The sequence below is a fragment of the Enterococcus sp. DIV0174 genome, assembly GCF_050529065.1.
In the GTDB taxonomy this organism is placed as follows: Bacteria; Bacillota; Bacilli; order Lactobacillales; family Enterococcaceae; genus Enterococcus_B; species Enterococcus_B thailandicus.
In genome coordinates, this window is sequence record NZ_CP172881.1 from 2,487,400 (window position 1) to 2,502,616 (window position 15,217).

The window sequence follows — 15,217 nt, forward strand, 5'->3', positions numbered from 1 at the left end:
AAAATATCCTCACTTTTTCTTGAATTTTTGATTGAATCGTAGAATTTTTTTACCAAAAGGCAACAACAACCACTCACGAATGGTAAAAACTTTCAACGAGATGACCGCAAAGACAAATGTTAATCCGCCAATTGCGACACCGATAAGACTAATGAGTAATGCACCCGACCGATGCATGACCGGTCCAGCAATCACTTGGATTACTCCATAATAAATAAATAGAACAAAAATCATCCAAGCTAAACTTTGTAACAATTTTTTGCCAAAAGCCCGCTCTTTCCAAAAGGCATTCACCTCAGTTGTTTCTATATGAATAAAATACCAAAGAGTCACTACTAAACCAAGTAAGGTTGATAGACTTGCCCCAATCGTTCCAAACCATTGTGTAAACAATGCTGTTGTTAATAATTTTACTAATAGTCCCCAGCCAGCACCTTTCAAGGATGGACGAAAAGAATTCTTACTTTGCGCAATACTTTGGTAAGCTTGGATCACGGCGGTTAAGACAATTGCAAACACAAACAGCACTAAAGTCGCATTTCCTGCGTAGTCTTTAAACAACGCATAGTTGATATAAGGTAGTAACATTGCTAACCCGACGGAAGCCGCCAAAGCTAGTGCCGTCGTTAATCGCAGATACATCTTAGCAGTCTTCACAAATTGTCCATAAACAGCATCTGCTAAATATCTAGTCAACGTCGGTAAAAAAGTGGCACTCAATGCCGTTGCAATGACTAGCCCTAATTGTACTAACGGCTGGCCACGATCGTAGACTCCTTTAGCTATTTTAGACGCATGTTCACTCAAACCATAGATTTGCAACGCATTCTTTACAAAAAATGAATCAATTAATTGAAAGAAAATCAATAATCCACTGTAAATCGAAACTAAACCACCCTCAACCAAGAAACGACGTATCAGCCACTTACTTGGTTGCGAGAAAATAGGGAAGCTTCGAAAGCGCATTGCCCCTCCATGAATTTTTTGTTCATAATAATAAAGAACAAGATACGCGCATAAGCCACCTACTACGGCACCACTCATTGCAGCAGTTCCCGTTTCGTAAACATCCCAACTATACTGTTTAAACGCAAATGCACCGAACACGATAATCGACACGCGAACAATTTGTTCCACAACTTGTGAGATAGCCGTTGGCTCCATCAAAAAATGCCCCTGAAAGTTTCCTCGATAAAAAGACAAACCAGGCATCAATAAAAAGGTGAAGGAAACAACTTCAATCAAAGGTTTCAGTTGATAATCGCCCATCATTTGTGCTAAAACGCCACTAAATAACCAGACACCTAACCATAAACAAACCCCTGTCCAAAAAACTAAGGGATATAGTTCTTTTAGTGCTTCCCGTTGTTTTAATGGTTCTTTTTTTTCTGCAACATATTTTGAAATAAATTGTGGTAACCCCGATAGTGCCAAGGTCATCGCAATGCCATAAATCGGATACACTTGTTGATAAACATAAAATCCTTCATCACCAACTAAGTTTTGAAGAGGAATTCGATAAAGTGCGCTTAAAACTTTAGCAATAAAAGAAGCTACGGTCAAAATCACCGCTCCTTGCATCACTTGACGCATTTCTTTGTGGTCCAAGGGAATCGCTCCTTCCTATACCGACAAATATTTTTGTTGTCGCAATGCTTTAACAAAACGTTGGATTTCTAATAACCAAACAGCTTCACTCATTGTTTTAGGAATGGTTAAGCGGATAACCATTTTTTCCTTTTCAACACCTAAACCTGCTTTCAACGTTGTTTCACTTAAAGCCTCAAACAATTGTTCAACAGAATAGCGTTTCGTACCAACCTTACTTAGCGTGAAAATTACTGTTTCTTGTTGCTTACGCATCGTTTCTAATAAGGCACGATCACCATCCATTTTCAATTGTCCAACTGTTAATAGATGAGCAACTTCTTCAGGGTACTCGCCAAAACGATCCAATAGATCATCTTCAAGCTCGTCCAACATTTCTTGTGATTCCAGCTCCCGAATCCGCTTATAGATTTCAATTTTTTGACGTTGATCTGAAACATAAGTATCTGGTAAGTAAGCATCCACACCGAGGTCGATCTCCACAGTTGTTTTTTCAACTTGATTATTTTTTCCTTGTTTACGAGCGACAGCTTCACTTAACATTTGTGAATACATATCAAAACCGACTGCATCGATAAAGCCATGCTGTTGCGCACCTAATAGATTACCAGCACCACGAATAGACAAATCACGCATCGCAATTTTAAAGCCTGATCCTAGTTCTGTAAAATCCTTGATTGCTTGCAACCGTTTTTCACTGACTTCATTGAGAATCTTTTGTGGTTCATACATGAAGTAAGCATATGCCACTCGATTGCTTCGCCCCACTCGGCCACGTAGCTGATAAAGAGTTGATAAACCCATATAATCGGCATTTTCAACAAATAGCGTATTTGCATTTGGAATATCCACGCCTGTTTCAATAATCGTGGTCGTGACTAACACATCATATTGTCCTTCAACAAAATCAAACAACGTATTTTCTAATTGAACTTCCGTCATTTGACCATGAGCGTAACCAATTCTCGCTTCCGGAACTAACTCTTGGATTTCTTCAACCTTTTGCTCAATGGTTTCCACTCGATTATAGAGATAAAAAACTTGACCACCGCGTCCCATTTCACGATGAATCGCTTCTCGAATTGCTCCAGGATTCTTCTCCATAACATAAGTTTGAATTGGGTAACGATTTGCCGGCGGTGTTTCAATCACCGATAAATCTCGTACACCCAACATCGACATATGCAACGTTCTCGGTATTGGTGTCGCTGTTAATGTCAATACATCTACTTGCGCCCGAAGTTGTTTCAACCGTTCTTTGTGCTTCACGCCAAATCGTTGTTCTTCATCAATAATCAATAAGCCTAAGTCACTAAATTCAATATCTTTTGATAAAATACGATGCGTTCCGACAACAATGTCTACTTGTCCCGTACGCAATTGTTCAATCGTTTCTTTTTGTTGCTTTTTCGTTCGGAAACGGCTCAGCAAGCCAATATTGATTGGAAAACCTTCAAAACGTTCTAGCATCGTTTCATAATGTTGTTGTGCAAGAATGGTCGTGGGAACTAAAAATGCCACTTGTTTGCTTTCCTTCACAGCTTTAAAAGCAGCTCGCAAAGCAACTTCCGTTTTACCATATCCTACATCACCTACCAGCAGACGATCCATTGGTTTTTCTTTTTCCATATCACGCTTGATTTCCGAAGAACTACGTAGTTGGTCATCTGTTTCAGAATAAGGAAATGCTTCTTCAAATTCTTTTTGATACCCATCATCTGGCCCAAAAGCATAGCCAATCTCGGACTCTCTGGCTGCGTATAATTTGATTAGATCATCCGCGATATCTTCGATTTTAGAAGATACTTTCCGCTTGGTTTTCGTCCACTCACTACCACCCAGCTTATTGATTCGTGGAGCTTTTGATTCAGACGCAACATATTTTTGAATCAAATTCAACTGAGTGACAGGGATAAATAATTTGTCGTCATTTTGGTATAAAATCGTCATATAATCTTGATGAACGCCATCAACTTCAAGCGTTTCCATCCCGATATATTTTCCGATCCCATGATTCGCATGAACAACATAATCGCCAGCTTTTAATTCGTTATAACTCTTTAAACGTTCTGCATTCGTAACCGTTTGGCGACGAGCACGTTTTTTCGTTGTCTTTTGGAAAATTTCTTTTTCGGTGATGACCACGATTTTTTCTTGTGGCAATTCAAAACCATTTTGTAGTGCCCCTTCAACTAATTGCACTTGTCCGACGATTAGCTCATCATTTGCCGTTTCAATGGCTAAAATATCGTCATCGCGTAATAATTCTTCTACTTTACGAATTCGTTCCTTGGTTGGAATATAAATCATGACTGTCTGCTTTTGTTTGCGCCAACGATCAATTTCCGTTTTCAAAAACGGCATTTGACCAAAAAATTGCTGCATCGTCCGATATTGAAACGAATAAATGGCGTGAAATTTCAAATTGCCCATTCCTTTTTGGAACAAAGCAAAAAAGGTTGTCGAAAACTGTTCTTTTTGAATCAATTTATGAACATCGGTAACAAAACTCTGTTCTGAAAAAACACGAAGTTCACTAATTTTTTGTGTCTGCCATTCAGCTGCTTCTCGTTCAATTTCTCGATTTGTTTCCATCATCCTTGGATAATCATCCACCATCAAGAAGCTATCAGAGTGAAAATAATCTAAAATCGTGGTTGACGTTGGATACAGCAAATCAGCGTAAAGCTTTGCCTCTTCCGTTGGTATTCCCGCTTGCCAGTTTGACAAAATTTGACCGAAATAGTCTTGTAAAAATACTTGATCGACTTTTTCAGCAGTCGTTGCTAATCTTTTTTCAAGTAATTTTTCTAACTCTTTCATTCCATGTTCCAGATCAGTTCCTGTGTAGATTTGCTCTGACGTTGGCGAAATCCAAATCTCTTCCGTTGGTCCAATAGAACGTTGTGTTTCTGCTTCAAAGTAACGCATCGAATCAATTTCAACATCAAACAACTCCACCCGTACAGGATGTTCCATCGTTAAAGGATAAATGTCAACAATACTTCCGCGAATACTAAACTCACCGGGTTTTGCAACCATTTCTTGACGTTCATATCCCATCAGGACTAATTGGAGCGGTAGATTTTCTACATCAATTTCATCGCCAATTTTCCAGTTGAGTTGTGCATCAACCCAAGCATTCTTACTCGGTAATCTTTTGTGTAATGCAGCAACTGGCAAAAGATAAATTCCTGCTTGCTTTTCCTGCAATGCATTTAATGTGGCTACTCGCTCTGCTCTTGCTTCTGGCGAAGAAAAAGCCATTTCCGCAGACAAGACTTCATCTACTGGAAATAGATGAATGTTGTCTTGATCAACGACGTGTTGCAAATCTTCCGCTAATTGATTTGCGTAATATAAATTTGGTAACAAAACGATTATATTTTTATTCGTTTTTTTGAAAACGTGGGCAATCAGTAATGTTTTAGCAGATCCTGCTAGCCCAGTAATCAATTGCCGTGGCGTATTTGCTTCTAACTGAGCCACCCATTCTTTTACTTGAGGTTCTTGACCCACTAATTGAACAATATCCATTTCGCTTCTCCTTCTTAGTTAAACTGATTCATTGTATCAATAAATGAATGCCCGTCGAGAACAAAATTGATTGCTTGAACCGATTGATGAATACTTTCTTCTATTAAAGGTTGTGTTTCTTTACTAAAAGGACTAAGCACATGTGAAACCACCGTCTTTTTACCTTCGGGTCGACCAATCCCAACTTTTACACGATTAAAAATATTCGTATCCAAGTGAGAAATGATACTTTTCATTCCATTATGTCCGCCGGCACTTCCCTTTTGGCGTAAACGAATCTTTCCGACTGCCAAATCTAAATCATCATATACAACAATTAACTCTTCTGGATAAATACCAAAATAAGTCATTAACGGTCCGACCGAACGACCTGATTCATTCATGAAAGTTTGCGGTTTTACAAGTAAAATCTTTTCTCCCTTGTAAAAGAATTCTGCAACTTCCGCTTCAAAGGTATTTTTTTTAAATGTCGCTTGATGCTCTTTTGCAAGACGATCAACAACCATAAATCCAATGTTGTGTTTTGTTTGTTCATACTTCGTTCCAGGATTACCTAATCCTACGATCATTTTCATTTATTTATTCACCTAATTCTAAAGAACACAAAATGCTGGACAGCTAATCAGCAGTCCAGTTAAAAGATTCATTCTTCTTTTTTATTTTTAAAAACAGTATAACACATAAACAGCTGTTTCGACTAAAACAGAATGTTTAATAAATGATAAAAATATTAAAAATTTCTTCAAAACTTAATGAAATCATTGGTTTCAAGAAATAGTGAAATAACGCACATGTAAGCTTTTACATATGATACAACCTTGTTATCTGTTATATTTCCTAGTCAAATAGCGTGACAGCAAGGCTGATCCGTGTTAGCATAGTCAAGGGAAAAACAAATCAATGGAAGGATTGATACACATATGACTGCAACTGCAGAAATTAAAGATCACAAAAAAGTTATTCTTGTTGGAGACGGTGCCGTAGGTTCTAGTTATGCTTTCGCTCTAGTGACTCAAAATATCGCTCAAGAAGTTGGAATTGTAGATATTAACACAGCTAAAACTGAAGGAGACGCATTAGACTTAACTGATGCTCTTGCTTGGACACAACCTAAAAAAATCTACTCAGCTACTTATGCAGATGCACATGATGCTGACCTTGTAGTTATCACTGCTGGTGCTCCACAAAAACCAGGTGAAACTCGTTTAGATTTAGTAAATAAAAACTTAAAAATTAACCGTGACGTTGTTACACAAATCGTTGAATCAGGTTTCAATGGTATTTTCTTAGTTGCTGCTAACCCAGTTGATATCTTGACTTACTCAACTTGGAAATTCTCTGGCTTCCCTAAAGAACGCGTTATCGGTTCAGGTACATCTCTTGACTCAGCTCGTTTCCGTCAAAAGATTGCTGAATTAGTTGACGTTGATGCTCGTAACGTCCATGCTTACATCCTTGGCGAACACGGTGACTCAGAATTCCCAGTTTGGTCACACGCAAACGTTGCTGGACTACAAATTTACGAATGGGTTAAAAATAACCCAGAAGTAGATGAAGAAGCATTAGTAAATATCTTCTTCGGCGTACGCGACGCAGCTTACACAATCATTGAGAAAAAAGGCGCTACTTTCTATGGTATCGCAGTTGCATTAGCTCGTATTACTCGTGCTATCCTTGATGACGAAAATGCTGTATTACCTTTATCTGTTTACATGGAAGATCAATATGGATTAAACGACATTTATATCGGCGCACCTGCTGTTATCAATGCTCAAGGTATCCAAAAAGTTATCGAAATTCCATTATCTGATGCAGAACAAGATCGTATGAATGCTTCAGCTAAACAATTAAAAGAAATTTTAGACCAAGCATTCGCAAACTTAGAAGACTAATTGAGTGCTTCTTCGTTAAAGTGAAACTTGTAGCCGGGACAATGTATGTCTCGGCTTTTTTATTATTTTGAAATAATTATCAAAAAAGATTTTGTTTAATTTTTTCCATAATGAATATTTAAACTTCGTCTTTTTAAATAAATTATGCTATGATGAACTCGATATGCACCCTATTCTATTATTCAAGGAGTTATCGTTCTATGACAAGATCTTCCCAACACAAAAAAAAGATACACATTGGCATTCTTTCAGCACTTGGTGTTCTGTTGATATTAGTCAGCTTTTATACCTTCCGCAGTACATATTACACAAGTCACTTCTTACCTCATACTGAGATCAACGAAATTGATGTAAGTAATATGACTGTTGATCAGGCAAACAAGAAATTAAAAGACACTTACTCTAATACAACTTTAGCAATTGAAGAAAATGGTAAAGTTTGGCAAGAAATCGCTAAATCAGAATTAGGTTATCGCGATGATTTTTCAGATGATTTAAGTAAACTCTTATCCAAGCAAAACGGTTGGACTTGGGGGATGACTTATGTTTCAGCAGCTGAAAAACAAGAAATTGATCCTGTTAGTCAAGATCATTCAAAACTAGACGCTACAATCGATACGCTGACAACAAAGCTAAATGATTTAAATAGTAATCGAAAGCAAACACAAGATGCTACCATCAAAAAAACAGATGACGGCTTCGCCATTACACCTGAAGTTAACGGTGATTCAATTGACGTAGACGCAACCGTAAAAGAAATCAAAGAAGTTGCGGCTACAAATGAAAAGCAAATCGACTTGAATGACTTTAAGCAAAAAGCTAAAGTTACTGCTGACGACAAAGAGCTAAATCAACAATTAACAGCTATGAACAATATTGCTAAAGTCAAAGCAACTTATAGCATTAATGGACAAACATTCCAAATTCCTACAAACGATTTAGCTAGCTGGCTGATTTATTCAGACGGCAAAATTGATTTAGATACTGACAAAATGACGCAATATGTGACTGAGCTAGGTCAAGAATATAATACAAGTACAAATGATACCGTGTTTAACAGCACAAAACGCGGCGAAGTAAATGTCCCAACAGGAACGTACAGTTGGACCATTCAAACAGAAGATGAAGTCGCAGCCCTAAAGAAACAAATTTTAGCTGGTCAAGATTTTACTCGCTCACCGATTGTTCAAGGAAGCACAACTGCTGATCATGCTTTAATTGAAGATACTTACATTGAAGTTGATTTACAAAACCAACACATGTGGTACTACAAAGATGGCAAAGTCGCACTTGAAACAGATATCGTTTCTGGTAAACCAACAACTCAAACCCCTGCTGGTGTCTTTTACGTTTGGAACAAAGAAACCAATTCCGTTCTAAAGGGAACCAACGATGATGGCACGCCATATGCAAGTCCTGTAGATTACTGGATGCCAATCGACTGGACCGGTGTCGGAATCCATGATTCTGACTGGCAGCCGGAGTATGGTGGCGAGTTATGGAAAACTCGTGGCTCACACGGTTGTATTAATACACCACCAAGTGTCATGAAAGAATTATTTGGAATGGTCGAAGTAGGTACGCCTGTTTTGGTATTCTAATACTCAAAAAGGAGTCAACGAACAAATTGTTCGTTGACTCCTTTTTATTTTTACATTTCAGCAGAAGTAAAGACCTCTGAGACATCATCGTCGTCTTCCAATTTATCGACTAGTTTATCTAATTGTTCGCGTTGCTCATCTGTTAATGAAATCATCATTTGGGGAAACATTGTCAATTCAGCCTGGACAAAAGTAAATCCATCTTTTTCTAATTGATCACGAACAGCTACAAAATCTTCAGGTGCTGTGTAGATTTCAAATACTTCAGCTGAAGTTTGCAGATCTTCTGCTCCAGCTTCCAGCACATCTTCAAACATTGTCTCCTCATCTACTGCTAATCCTTCACGTTGAATGACCAAATAGCCCTTACGATCAAACAAATAATTAACGGACCCCGTTTCTCCCAAAGATCCTCCATTACGTGTAAAAGCTACGCGAACATTGGTTGCTGTTCGATTTCGATTATCCGTCAACGCATGTACCAAGATCGCTACGCCACCTGGACCGTACCCTTCGTACGTAATTTCATCATAATTTGCTTCATCTGCCGCAGTTGTCGCTTTTTTGATGGCACGTTCTACATTATCATTTGGCATATTAGCCGCTTTTGCTTTGTCTACCACTAAACGTAGTGCAGGATTCATTGTAGGATCAGGCCCACCTGATTTTGCTGCCATATAGATTTCTCGTGAAAGTTTTTGAAAAATTTTACCACGTTTTGCATCTTGGGCATTTTTTCTTCCTTGAATATTGTGCCATTTACTGTGTCCTGACATTTCTACTCCTCCTTTATGTTCACACTAATCATTTTAGACCCTCTGACAAAAAAAGCAATCTTCCAAATTTATAATTTCTTTTTCCAGCCTTTCACCAAAATACACAATAAAACAGCCGTCAATGCACCCATTGAGTCAAGCATCACATCTTGAAACATTGGCGATCTACCACCGGTCATCATTTGATGAAACTCATCTAGACCAGCATATCCTGTCGCCGATAACCATGCTAAAATTCCTGTTAACCACCAAATTTTTAGCTTAGGAAACACACCTAAGAACAAACTCCCCCCTAGAATAAAATATGTTCCAAAATGAGCTGCTTTTCGGATAAAAAACTCTACAAATTTGAAATAGCCTAAATGCTCAATACTCACTTCGCTTCCGCCATAATCAAAGCGAATCGTTGCGAATGTTTCTTTAAATGGCTGTGAAGAAAGCCAGCCTTCTAATCTGGAAACTTGTGACTGCTCTACATACGTTTGCGATGAACTATAAAATAATACAGCTACAATCAGCAAAGCAATGACCAAATAAAAGTTTCCATTTTTCATTTGTTTTTGGATTGAATTCATAAGTCACCTCTCCTACTTATCTTAGCTTTTTTTTTCGGAAACGACAATCTAAAAAAAGACTTCTTCTACTAGATAATGCTATACTAAATGTTGAACAAAAAATTGAAGGGAGATTTTTTATGAACTATTCATTAAACTGGGATCTTGACTCCATTTTTTCTGGGGGAAGCAATTCTTTAGCCTTAAATGAGCGTATGACTGAGCTTGAATCACAGATGGAAAACTATTATCAATTAGTTGGGAATTGGGAATTCACACCAGAAGACTTTGAACAACTACAAACCATTTTACAATTACAAGCAAAAATTTCTGATGGATTCACTCAATGTGACAGCTACATCACTGCATTATTATCTGCAAATGTAAACGATTCACAAGCGAAAATTTTATCTGGAAAACTTTATGCACTTCTTCCTCGACTACAGTCAGCAGAAACTGTCCTTTCGACAAAATTTGCAAAAATAAATGAAAAACACTGGCAAACACTAATCACAAATTCTAATTTTCAACTACTTGCGTTTCGTTTAAATGAACTTCGTCGTGATGGTGCGCAATTATTATCAGAATCTGAAGAAAATATTATCAATACATTATCACTTGATGGGTTAAACGCTTGGAGTAGTCACTACGATACCATCGTTGCCAGCATTAAGATTCCTTTTACTCAAAACGGTGAAACAGTTGAACTTTCCGCTGGACAAGCATTCAATAAAATGATGAGTGATCCTGATCAAGAAATTCGTAAAACATTATTTGTTGCTTGGGAAACAGCATGGAAAGAAAAAGCACCCCTATTTGGCGATACACTAAATCATTTAGATGGTTTCCGTCTCTCTACTTATAAGCTTCACGGCATTACTGATTATCTGCAAAAACCGTTAGAATACAATCGCTTGAAAAAAGAAACTCTTGATGTTATGTGGTCAACGATTGAGAAAAACAAACAACCTTTAGCAGACTATTTGACCCGAAAAGCAAATCTTTTTGGCAAAGAAAAAATGGAATGGCAAGATCAAGATGCACCAATCATTTTAGGCGACCTAGAAGAAAAAACATTTACCTTTGATGAAGCTGCGGCGTTTATCGTCGAAAACTTTAAAAAATTCAGTCCTAAAATGGCTGACTTTGCTCGATCAGCATTTGAAAAAAGTTGGATTGAAGCGGAAGATCGTCCAGGAAAACGCCCAGGTGGTTACTGTACTGAATTACCTGAAACAAAAGAATCAAGAATTTTCATGACTTATAGCAATTCTGTAAATGAGGTTGCTACCTTAGCACATGAACTTGGTCATGCCTTTCACAGTAGTACAATGTGGGATCTTCCTTCATTAAATCGTGAATATGCTATGAATGTAGCAGAAACTGCTAGTACTTTTGCAGAACTGATTGTAGCGGATGCCACCTTAAAAGCTGCAAAATCCAAAGAAGAGCAAATCAATTTACTAGATACTAAATTACAAAATGCGCTCGCCATGTTCATGAACATTCATTCACGTTTTATTTTTGAAAACAGTTTTTATACTGCTCGTCAAAAAGGATTAGTTTCTGAAGAAGAAATAACTTCGATGATGATTGACGCGCAAAAAGAAGGTTATCAAGATGCCTTGGCTAGTTACCATCCATATTTCTGGTCAGCAAAATTACATTTCTTTATTGATGATGTACCATTTTATAATTTTCCGTATACATTTGGCTATCTATTCAGTATGGGAATTTATGCTTATGCTAATCAAAAAGGCACAAATTTTGAACAAGAATACATTGATTTACTAAGAGATACAGCTTCAATGACTACAGAAGAGCTAGCTGAAAAACATCTTGGTGTTGATCTAACAAAACCAGATTTCTGGCAAGCCGGAATTGACATGGTTTTAGATGATATTCAACAATTCATGGAATTAACGGAAGAATTTGTTCAATAATTCTTTTAACACAAAAAACCTGAACGACTTTTCAATCCAAAAAGTTGTTCAGGCTTTTTATTTAAGTAAAAAAAACAAAAAAGAGTTAGGCATCAGCCCAACTCTTTTATTTTTTCAATTAAAATTACATGCTAACTGCAAAGTCAGGTGCAAACCATTGAACTGAGCCAACTTTTACACTTTCACCTGGTTGAGGTGCATGGATGTATTGTCCGCCACCTAAAGCAATTGCTACGTGGTAAGTTCCACCAGCTGAACCCCAGAATAATAGGTCTCCTGCTTTAGCTTGAGAAACTGAAATTTTTGTTCCAGCTTGTTCTTGAGGAACAGTATAGCCACCGATGTCACGACCAGTTACTTGTAAGTATACATAGCGTGTGAAACCTGAGCAGTCAAATCCTGATGGAGTTTTTCCACCCCAAACATATGGTGTACCAATATATTTGTAAGCTTCTGCTACGATAGCTGAACCATTAACAGATGATGAACCACCAGTTGATGGAGGTGTAACAGGTTTAGATGGTGTAGTTGAATCATCGTTACCAGTATTTGAGTTTCCATTACCAGTACTTGGTGTTGTTGGTTCTTGAACTACAGGAGCTTCTGAAGAAGAATCTTCTGTTACAGGAGCTTCCGGTGTTGTTGATTCTTCAGGTGCTGAAGTTTCAGGTACTGTAGACTCTTCAGGTGTTGAAGTTTCAGGTACAGTTGATTCTTCAGGTGTTGAAGTTTCAGGTGTTGTTGACTCTTCTGTTGCTGAAGATTCAGGCGTTGTTGATTCTTCTACTACTGAAGAATCAGATGTTGCTGTTGCTGAAGATTCAGATACTACAGTTGATTCAGTAGCTGTAGATTCAGAAACTGCTGTTTGTGCAGCAGCTTGAGCTTCTGCTTGTTCACGTGCTTCTTTTTCAGCTTTTTCTTGAGCAGCTTGTTGACGTGCTTGTTCTGCTAAACGTTCTTGTTCGCGAATACGAGCTTGTTCAGCTTCTGCTTCTGCTTTTTGGCGATTTAAATCTGCTTTCTTATCTTCAGCAGTTGCTTGTTCAGCAGCTAATGAAGTTTTCATTACGTTTAAGTCAGCTTGTGCAGATAAAAGATCACCTTTTTGAGCTTCTAAAGCTGCTTGGTTTTCAGCAAGTTCTTGTTGTTTTTGTTTGTTTTCAGCTTGTTTGTCTTCAACAGCTTTTTTATCTTCTTTTTGTTGTTCAATTAATTCATTGTTTGCTTTAACGATTGTTGTCATCGCATGAATACGACCAACAGCATCTGCAAATGAGTCTGCATCCATTACAGCATCAATGTAATTTGAACTTGTATTTTTCACTTGTGCTTCACGCGCTTGATTTTGAATTGTATCTTGGCGTTTTTCAATACGTTCTTGTAAATCTGCAATTTCTTTTTCTAATTGTGCAGATTCATTACGTAAAGTTTCTTGTTTTGATAATAAATCTTGAGCTTGTGTGTTAATATCAGTAACTTGACTTTCCAAAGCATCAATTTGTGATTGTGCATCTAATTGTTGGTTTTGTAGGTCTGCAATTTTCTTATCTTGTTGTTGGATCTGTGAATCGAAATCATCTGCCGCGGCAGCGATCGGTGATGCTACGGCAGTTAAAGTCATTGAACAAACCATTACTGCTGATAATAAACTCTTTTTCACTCTTCATTCCTCCGACTGGCTTAATTTAATAAATATCTAAAAATATTTAAGTCTTTCTTAACGATAAGAAAATTGTACCATAGCTGTATGTCAGCGATATAATAGTTATGTTACAAAAATATTTCAAAATACATTTATAAAATGACAAAATTGTTAGAAAAGGAAATAGAAACAAAAAAAGAAATTATTCATCACTGAATAATTTCTTAAATGGAAATACAAAAATAGCAAAAATAATCATGTTCAACAGCAATGTTGGGCCTAAAAACTGGGTAATAAAATAATTCTTATTCACTATCGCAAGTTTAAAAATCAGCTGAATAATTAACGTAAATAGTTCATATCCAGTCACAAAAATAATCATACTAAAAAATTCGGTAAATATATTTGTATGAATAATTTGACTCATTGAGTACATGATAAAAACAATTAAGGGAAGTGCTACCGCATAAATACCAATTACACCAATATAATACATATCAAAAATGGCACCTAAGACGATTGTCGTAATTAACAGATATCTTTTTGAGAAGCTTAGGCTACAAAATAGTAATGCCAGAATCAAAAAATGCGCATTTGCCATGTAGACACCTTTTGTCCACTCACCTAAAACTCTAGTTACCTGCCCATCCAAAAGCATAAGAAAGAACAGGATAACAGGTAGGTAATACTTCATCGTTTCTTTTTTCAGCATAAGCTACTCATCCTCCACTAAGCGTTGGATGATTGTGACAACTGATAAGTCATACATCTGTGCATAAGGTTTGATATAAACTTCTCGATCTAAACCATTACTGTCAGGTTTAACTTTTGTAACTGTCCCGATTGACAAGTTAGCAGGTGAATTACCTCCTAAACCAGATGTCTGTACAACATCGCCTTCCTTGATGTCTGTATCACCAGTCAATTGTGTTGCAACCAACGCTTGGTTTGCTTCATCATATCCTTTGAGCAACCCAAAAGCATTCCCGTTGGCAGAATTAATTTTTACCGGAAAATGATCTGAACTTTCATTAGCTGAAGTTAATAACTCAACTTTGGAAGAAGCTGCATTTACCTCAACTATACGTCCAACTAAACCTTTTTGTGACATAACAGCCATGTTTGGTTCGATACCATCTCTTGAACCTTTATCAACAGTCAACATGTCTTGCCAACTATCAGGTGAGCGAGTAATAACGTTGGCAGTGACTTTCTCATAACTGGTTAATGTTTGATTCAAATCAAGTTCTTTCTTCAATGACTCAATTTCTTTTTGATAATTTTTATTTTGCTGTGCTACTTCATCATAACTATCTAAACGCTCTTTTAGTCGCTCATTCTCAGAATAAGTAGAAAATAAATTATGCACAGAATTCACACCATTTCCGACCCATCTTGCTGGTGCGAAAACAGCTTTGTCAATAATAGCAACACTGTCATTGACAACAGATTGAAATATATTAGTTTTTCCTTCATTTGCTCGTTGAGCAGCCGTTACACTTAAAATCGTCACCACAATAATGACAATAATCAACGTAATAATAATATTTTTATTGGGATTGAACTTCTTCACAAAGACACCTCGAATTAATTAGACTCTTGTTTTTAATTTTAGCACTAAACACCTTGAAACAAAAGGCAAGTTACTTCTCTTAATCTTT

Annotated in this window: 11 protein-coding genes; 3 read left to right on the plus strand and 8 right to left on the minus strand. The window is 37.1% G+C overall.

What is annotated here, in order from left to right:
• Positions 1–9 precede the first annotated feature (9 nt).
• From IGJ93_RS11925 to pth, 3 genes are read right to left on the minus strand one after another with little or no spacing between them, the layout of a single operon-like run.
• Complete coding sequence (locus IGJ93_RS11925; RefSeq protein ID WP_430596956.1) at positions 10–1,608, minus strand: putative polysaccharide biosynthesis protein; 1,599 nt, start codon at positions 1,606–1,608, stop codon at positions 10–12.
• 15 nt (positions 1,609–1,623) lie between these two features.
• Positions 1,624–5,145: a transcription-repair coupling factor gene (mfd, locus tag IGJ93_RS11930; RefSeq protein ID WP_270346721.1), complete on the minus strand. Its 3,522-nt coding sequence runs from the start codon at positions 5,143–5,145 to the stop codon at positions 1,624–1,626.
• 14 nt (positions 5,146–5,159) lie between these two features.
• Positions 5,160–5,720, minus strand: a complete 561-nt coding sequence (pth, locus tag IGJ93_RS11935; RefSeq protein WP_067484716.1) for an aminoacyl-tRNA hydrolase — start codon at positions 5,718–5,720, stop codon at positions 5,160–5,162.
• Between the two features lie 345 nt (positions 5,721–6,065).
• Between pth and IGJ93_RS11940 the strand changes: the two genes are divergently transcribed.
• Positions 6,066–7,037 carry an L-lactate dehydrogenase gene (locus IGJ93_RS11940; RefSeq protein WP_067484713.1) on the plus strand — a complete coding sequence of 324 codons (972 nt, stop codon included), beginning with the start codon at positions 6,066–6,068 and terminating at the stop codon, positions 7,035–7,037.
• Positions 7,038–7,237: 200 nt separating this feature from the next.
• Positions 7,238–8,638 carry a L,D-transpeptidase family protein gene (locus tag IGJ93_RS11945; RefSeq protein WP_067484712.1) on the plus strand — a complete coding sequence of 467 codons (1,401 nt, stop codon included), beginning with the start codon at positions 7,238–7,240 and terminating at the stop codon, positions 8,636–8,638.
• Positions 8,639–8,688: 50 nt separating this feature from the next.
• Here IGJ93_RS11945 and IGJ93_RS11950 read toward each other — a convergent pair whose 3' ends face one another.
• Together IGJ93_RS11950 and IGJ93_RS11955 are read right to left on the minus strand one after the other, a co-directional pair.
• Positions 8,689–9,414 carry a YebC/PmpR family DNA-binding transcriptional regulator gene (locus IGJ93_RS11950; protein WP_071869030.1) on the minus strand — a complete coding sequence of 242 codons (726 nt, stop codon included), beginning with the start codon at positions 9,412–9,414 and terminating at the stop codon, positions 8,689–8,691.
• Positions 9,415–9,482: 68 nt separating this feature from the next.
• On the minus strand, positions 9,483–9,989 hold the full coding sequence (locus IGJ93_RS11955) for a VanZ family protein (protein WP_071869029.1): 507 nt from the start codon (positions 9,987–9,989) through the stop codon (positions 9,483–9,485).
• A gap of 119 nt (positions 9,990–10,108) precedes the next feature.
• Here IGJ93_RS11955 and IGJ93_RS11960 point away from each other — a divergent pair, with 119 nt between their 5' ends.
• Positions 10,109–11,911 (plus strand): M3 family oligoendopeptidase, encoded by a 1,803-nt coding sequence (locus IGJ93_RS11960; RefSeq protein ID WP_285700872.1) that lies wholly within the window; start codon positions 10,109–10,111, stop codon positions 11,909–11,911.
• Between the two features lie 124 nt (positions 11,912–12,035).
• Here IGJ93_RS11960 and IGJ93_RS11965 read toward each other — a convergent pair whose 3' ends face one another.
• From IGJ93_RS11965 to mreC, 3 genes are all read right to left on the minus strand, one after another.
• Positions 12,036–13,574, minus strand: a complete 1,539-nt coding sequence (locus IGJ93_RS11965) for an NlpC/P60 family protein (protein WP_086270502.1) — start codon at positions 13,572–13,574, stop codon at positions 12,036–12,038.
• Positions 13,575–13,758: 184 nt separating this feature from the next.
• A complete protein-coding gene (mreD, locus tag IGJ93_RS11970) occupies positions 13,759–14,268 on the minus strand; it encodes a rod shape-determining protein MreD (protein ID WP_067484702.1) in 510 nt (169 codons plus the stop codon).
• Between the two features lie 3 nt (positions 14,269–14,271).
• Positions 14,272–15,129, minus strand: a complete 858-nt coding sequence (gene mreC, locus IGJ93_RS11975; protein WP_067484700.1) for a rod shape-determining protein MreC — start codon at positions 15,127–15,129, stop codon at positions 14,272–14,274.
• Between the last annotated feature and the right edge of the window lie 88 nt (positions 15,130–15,217).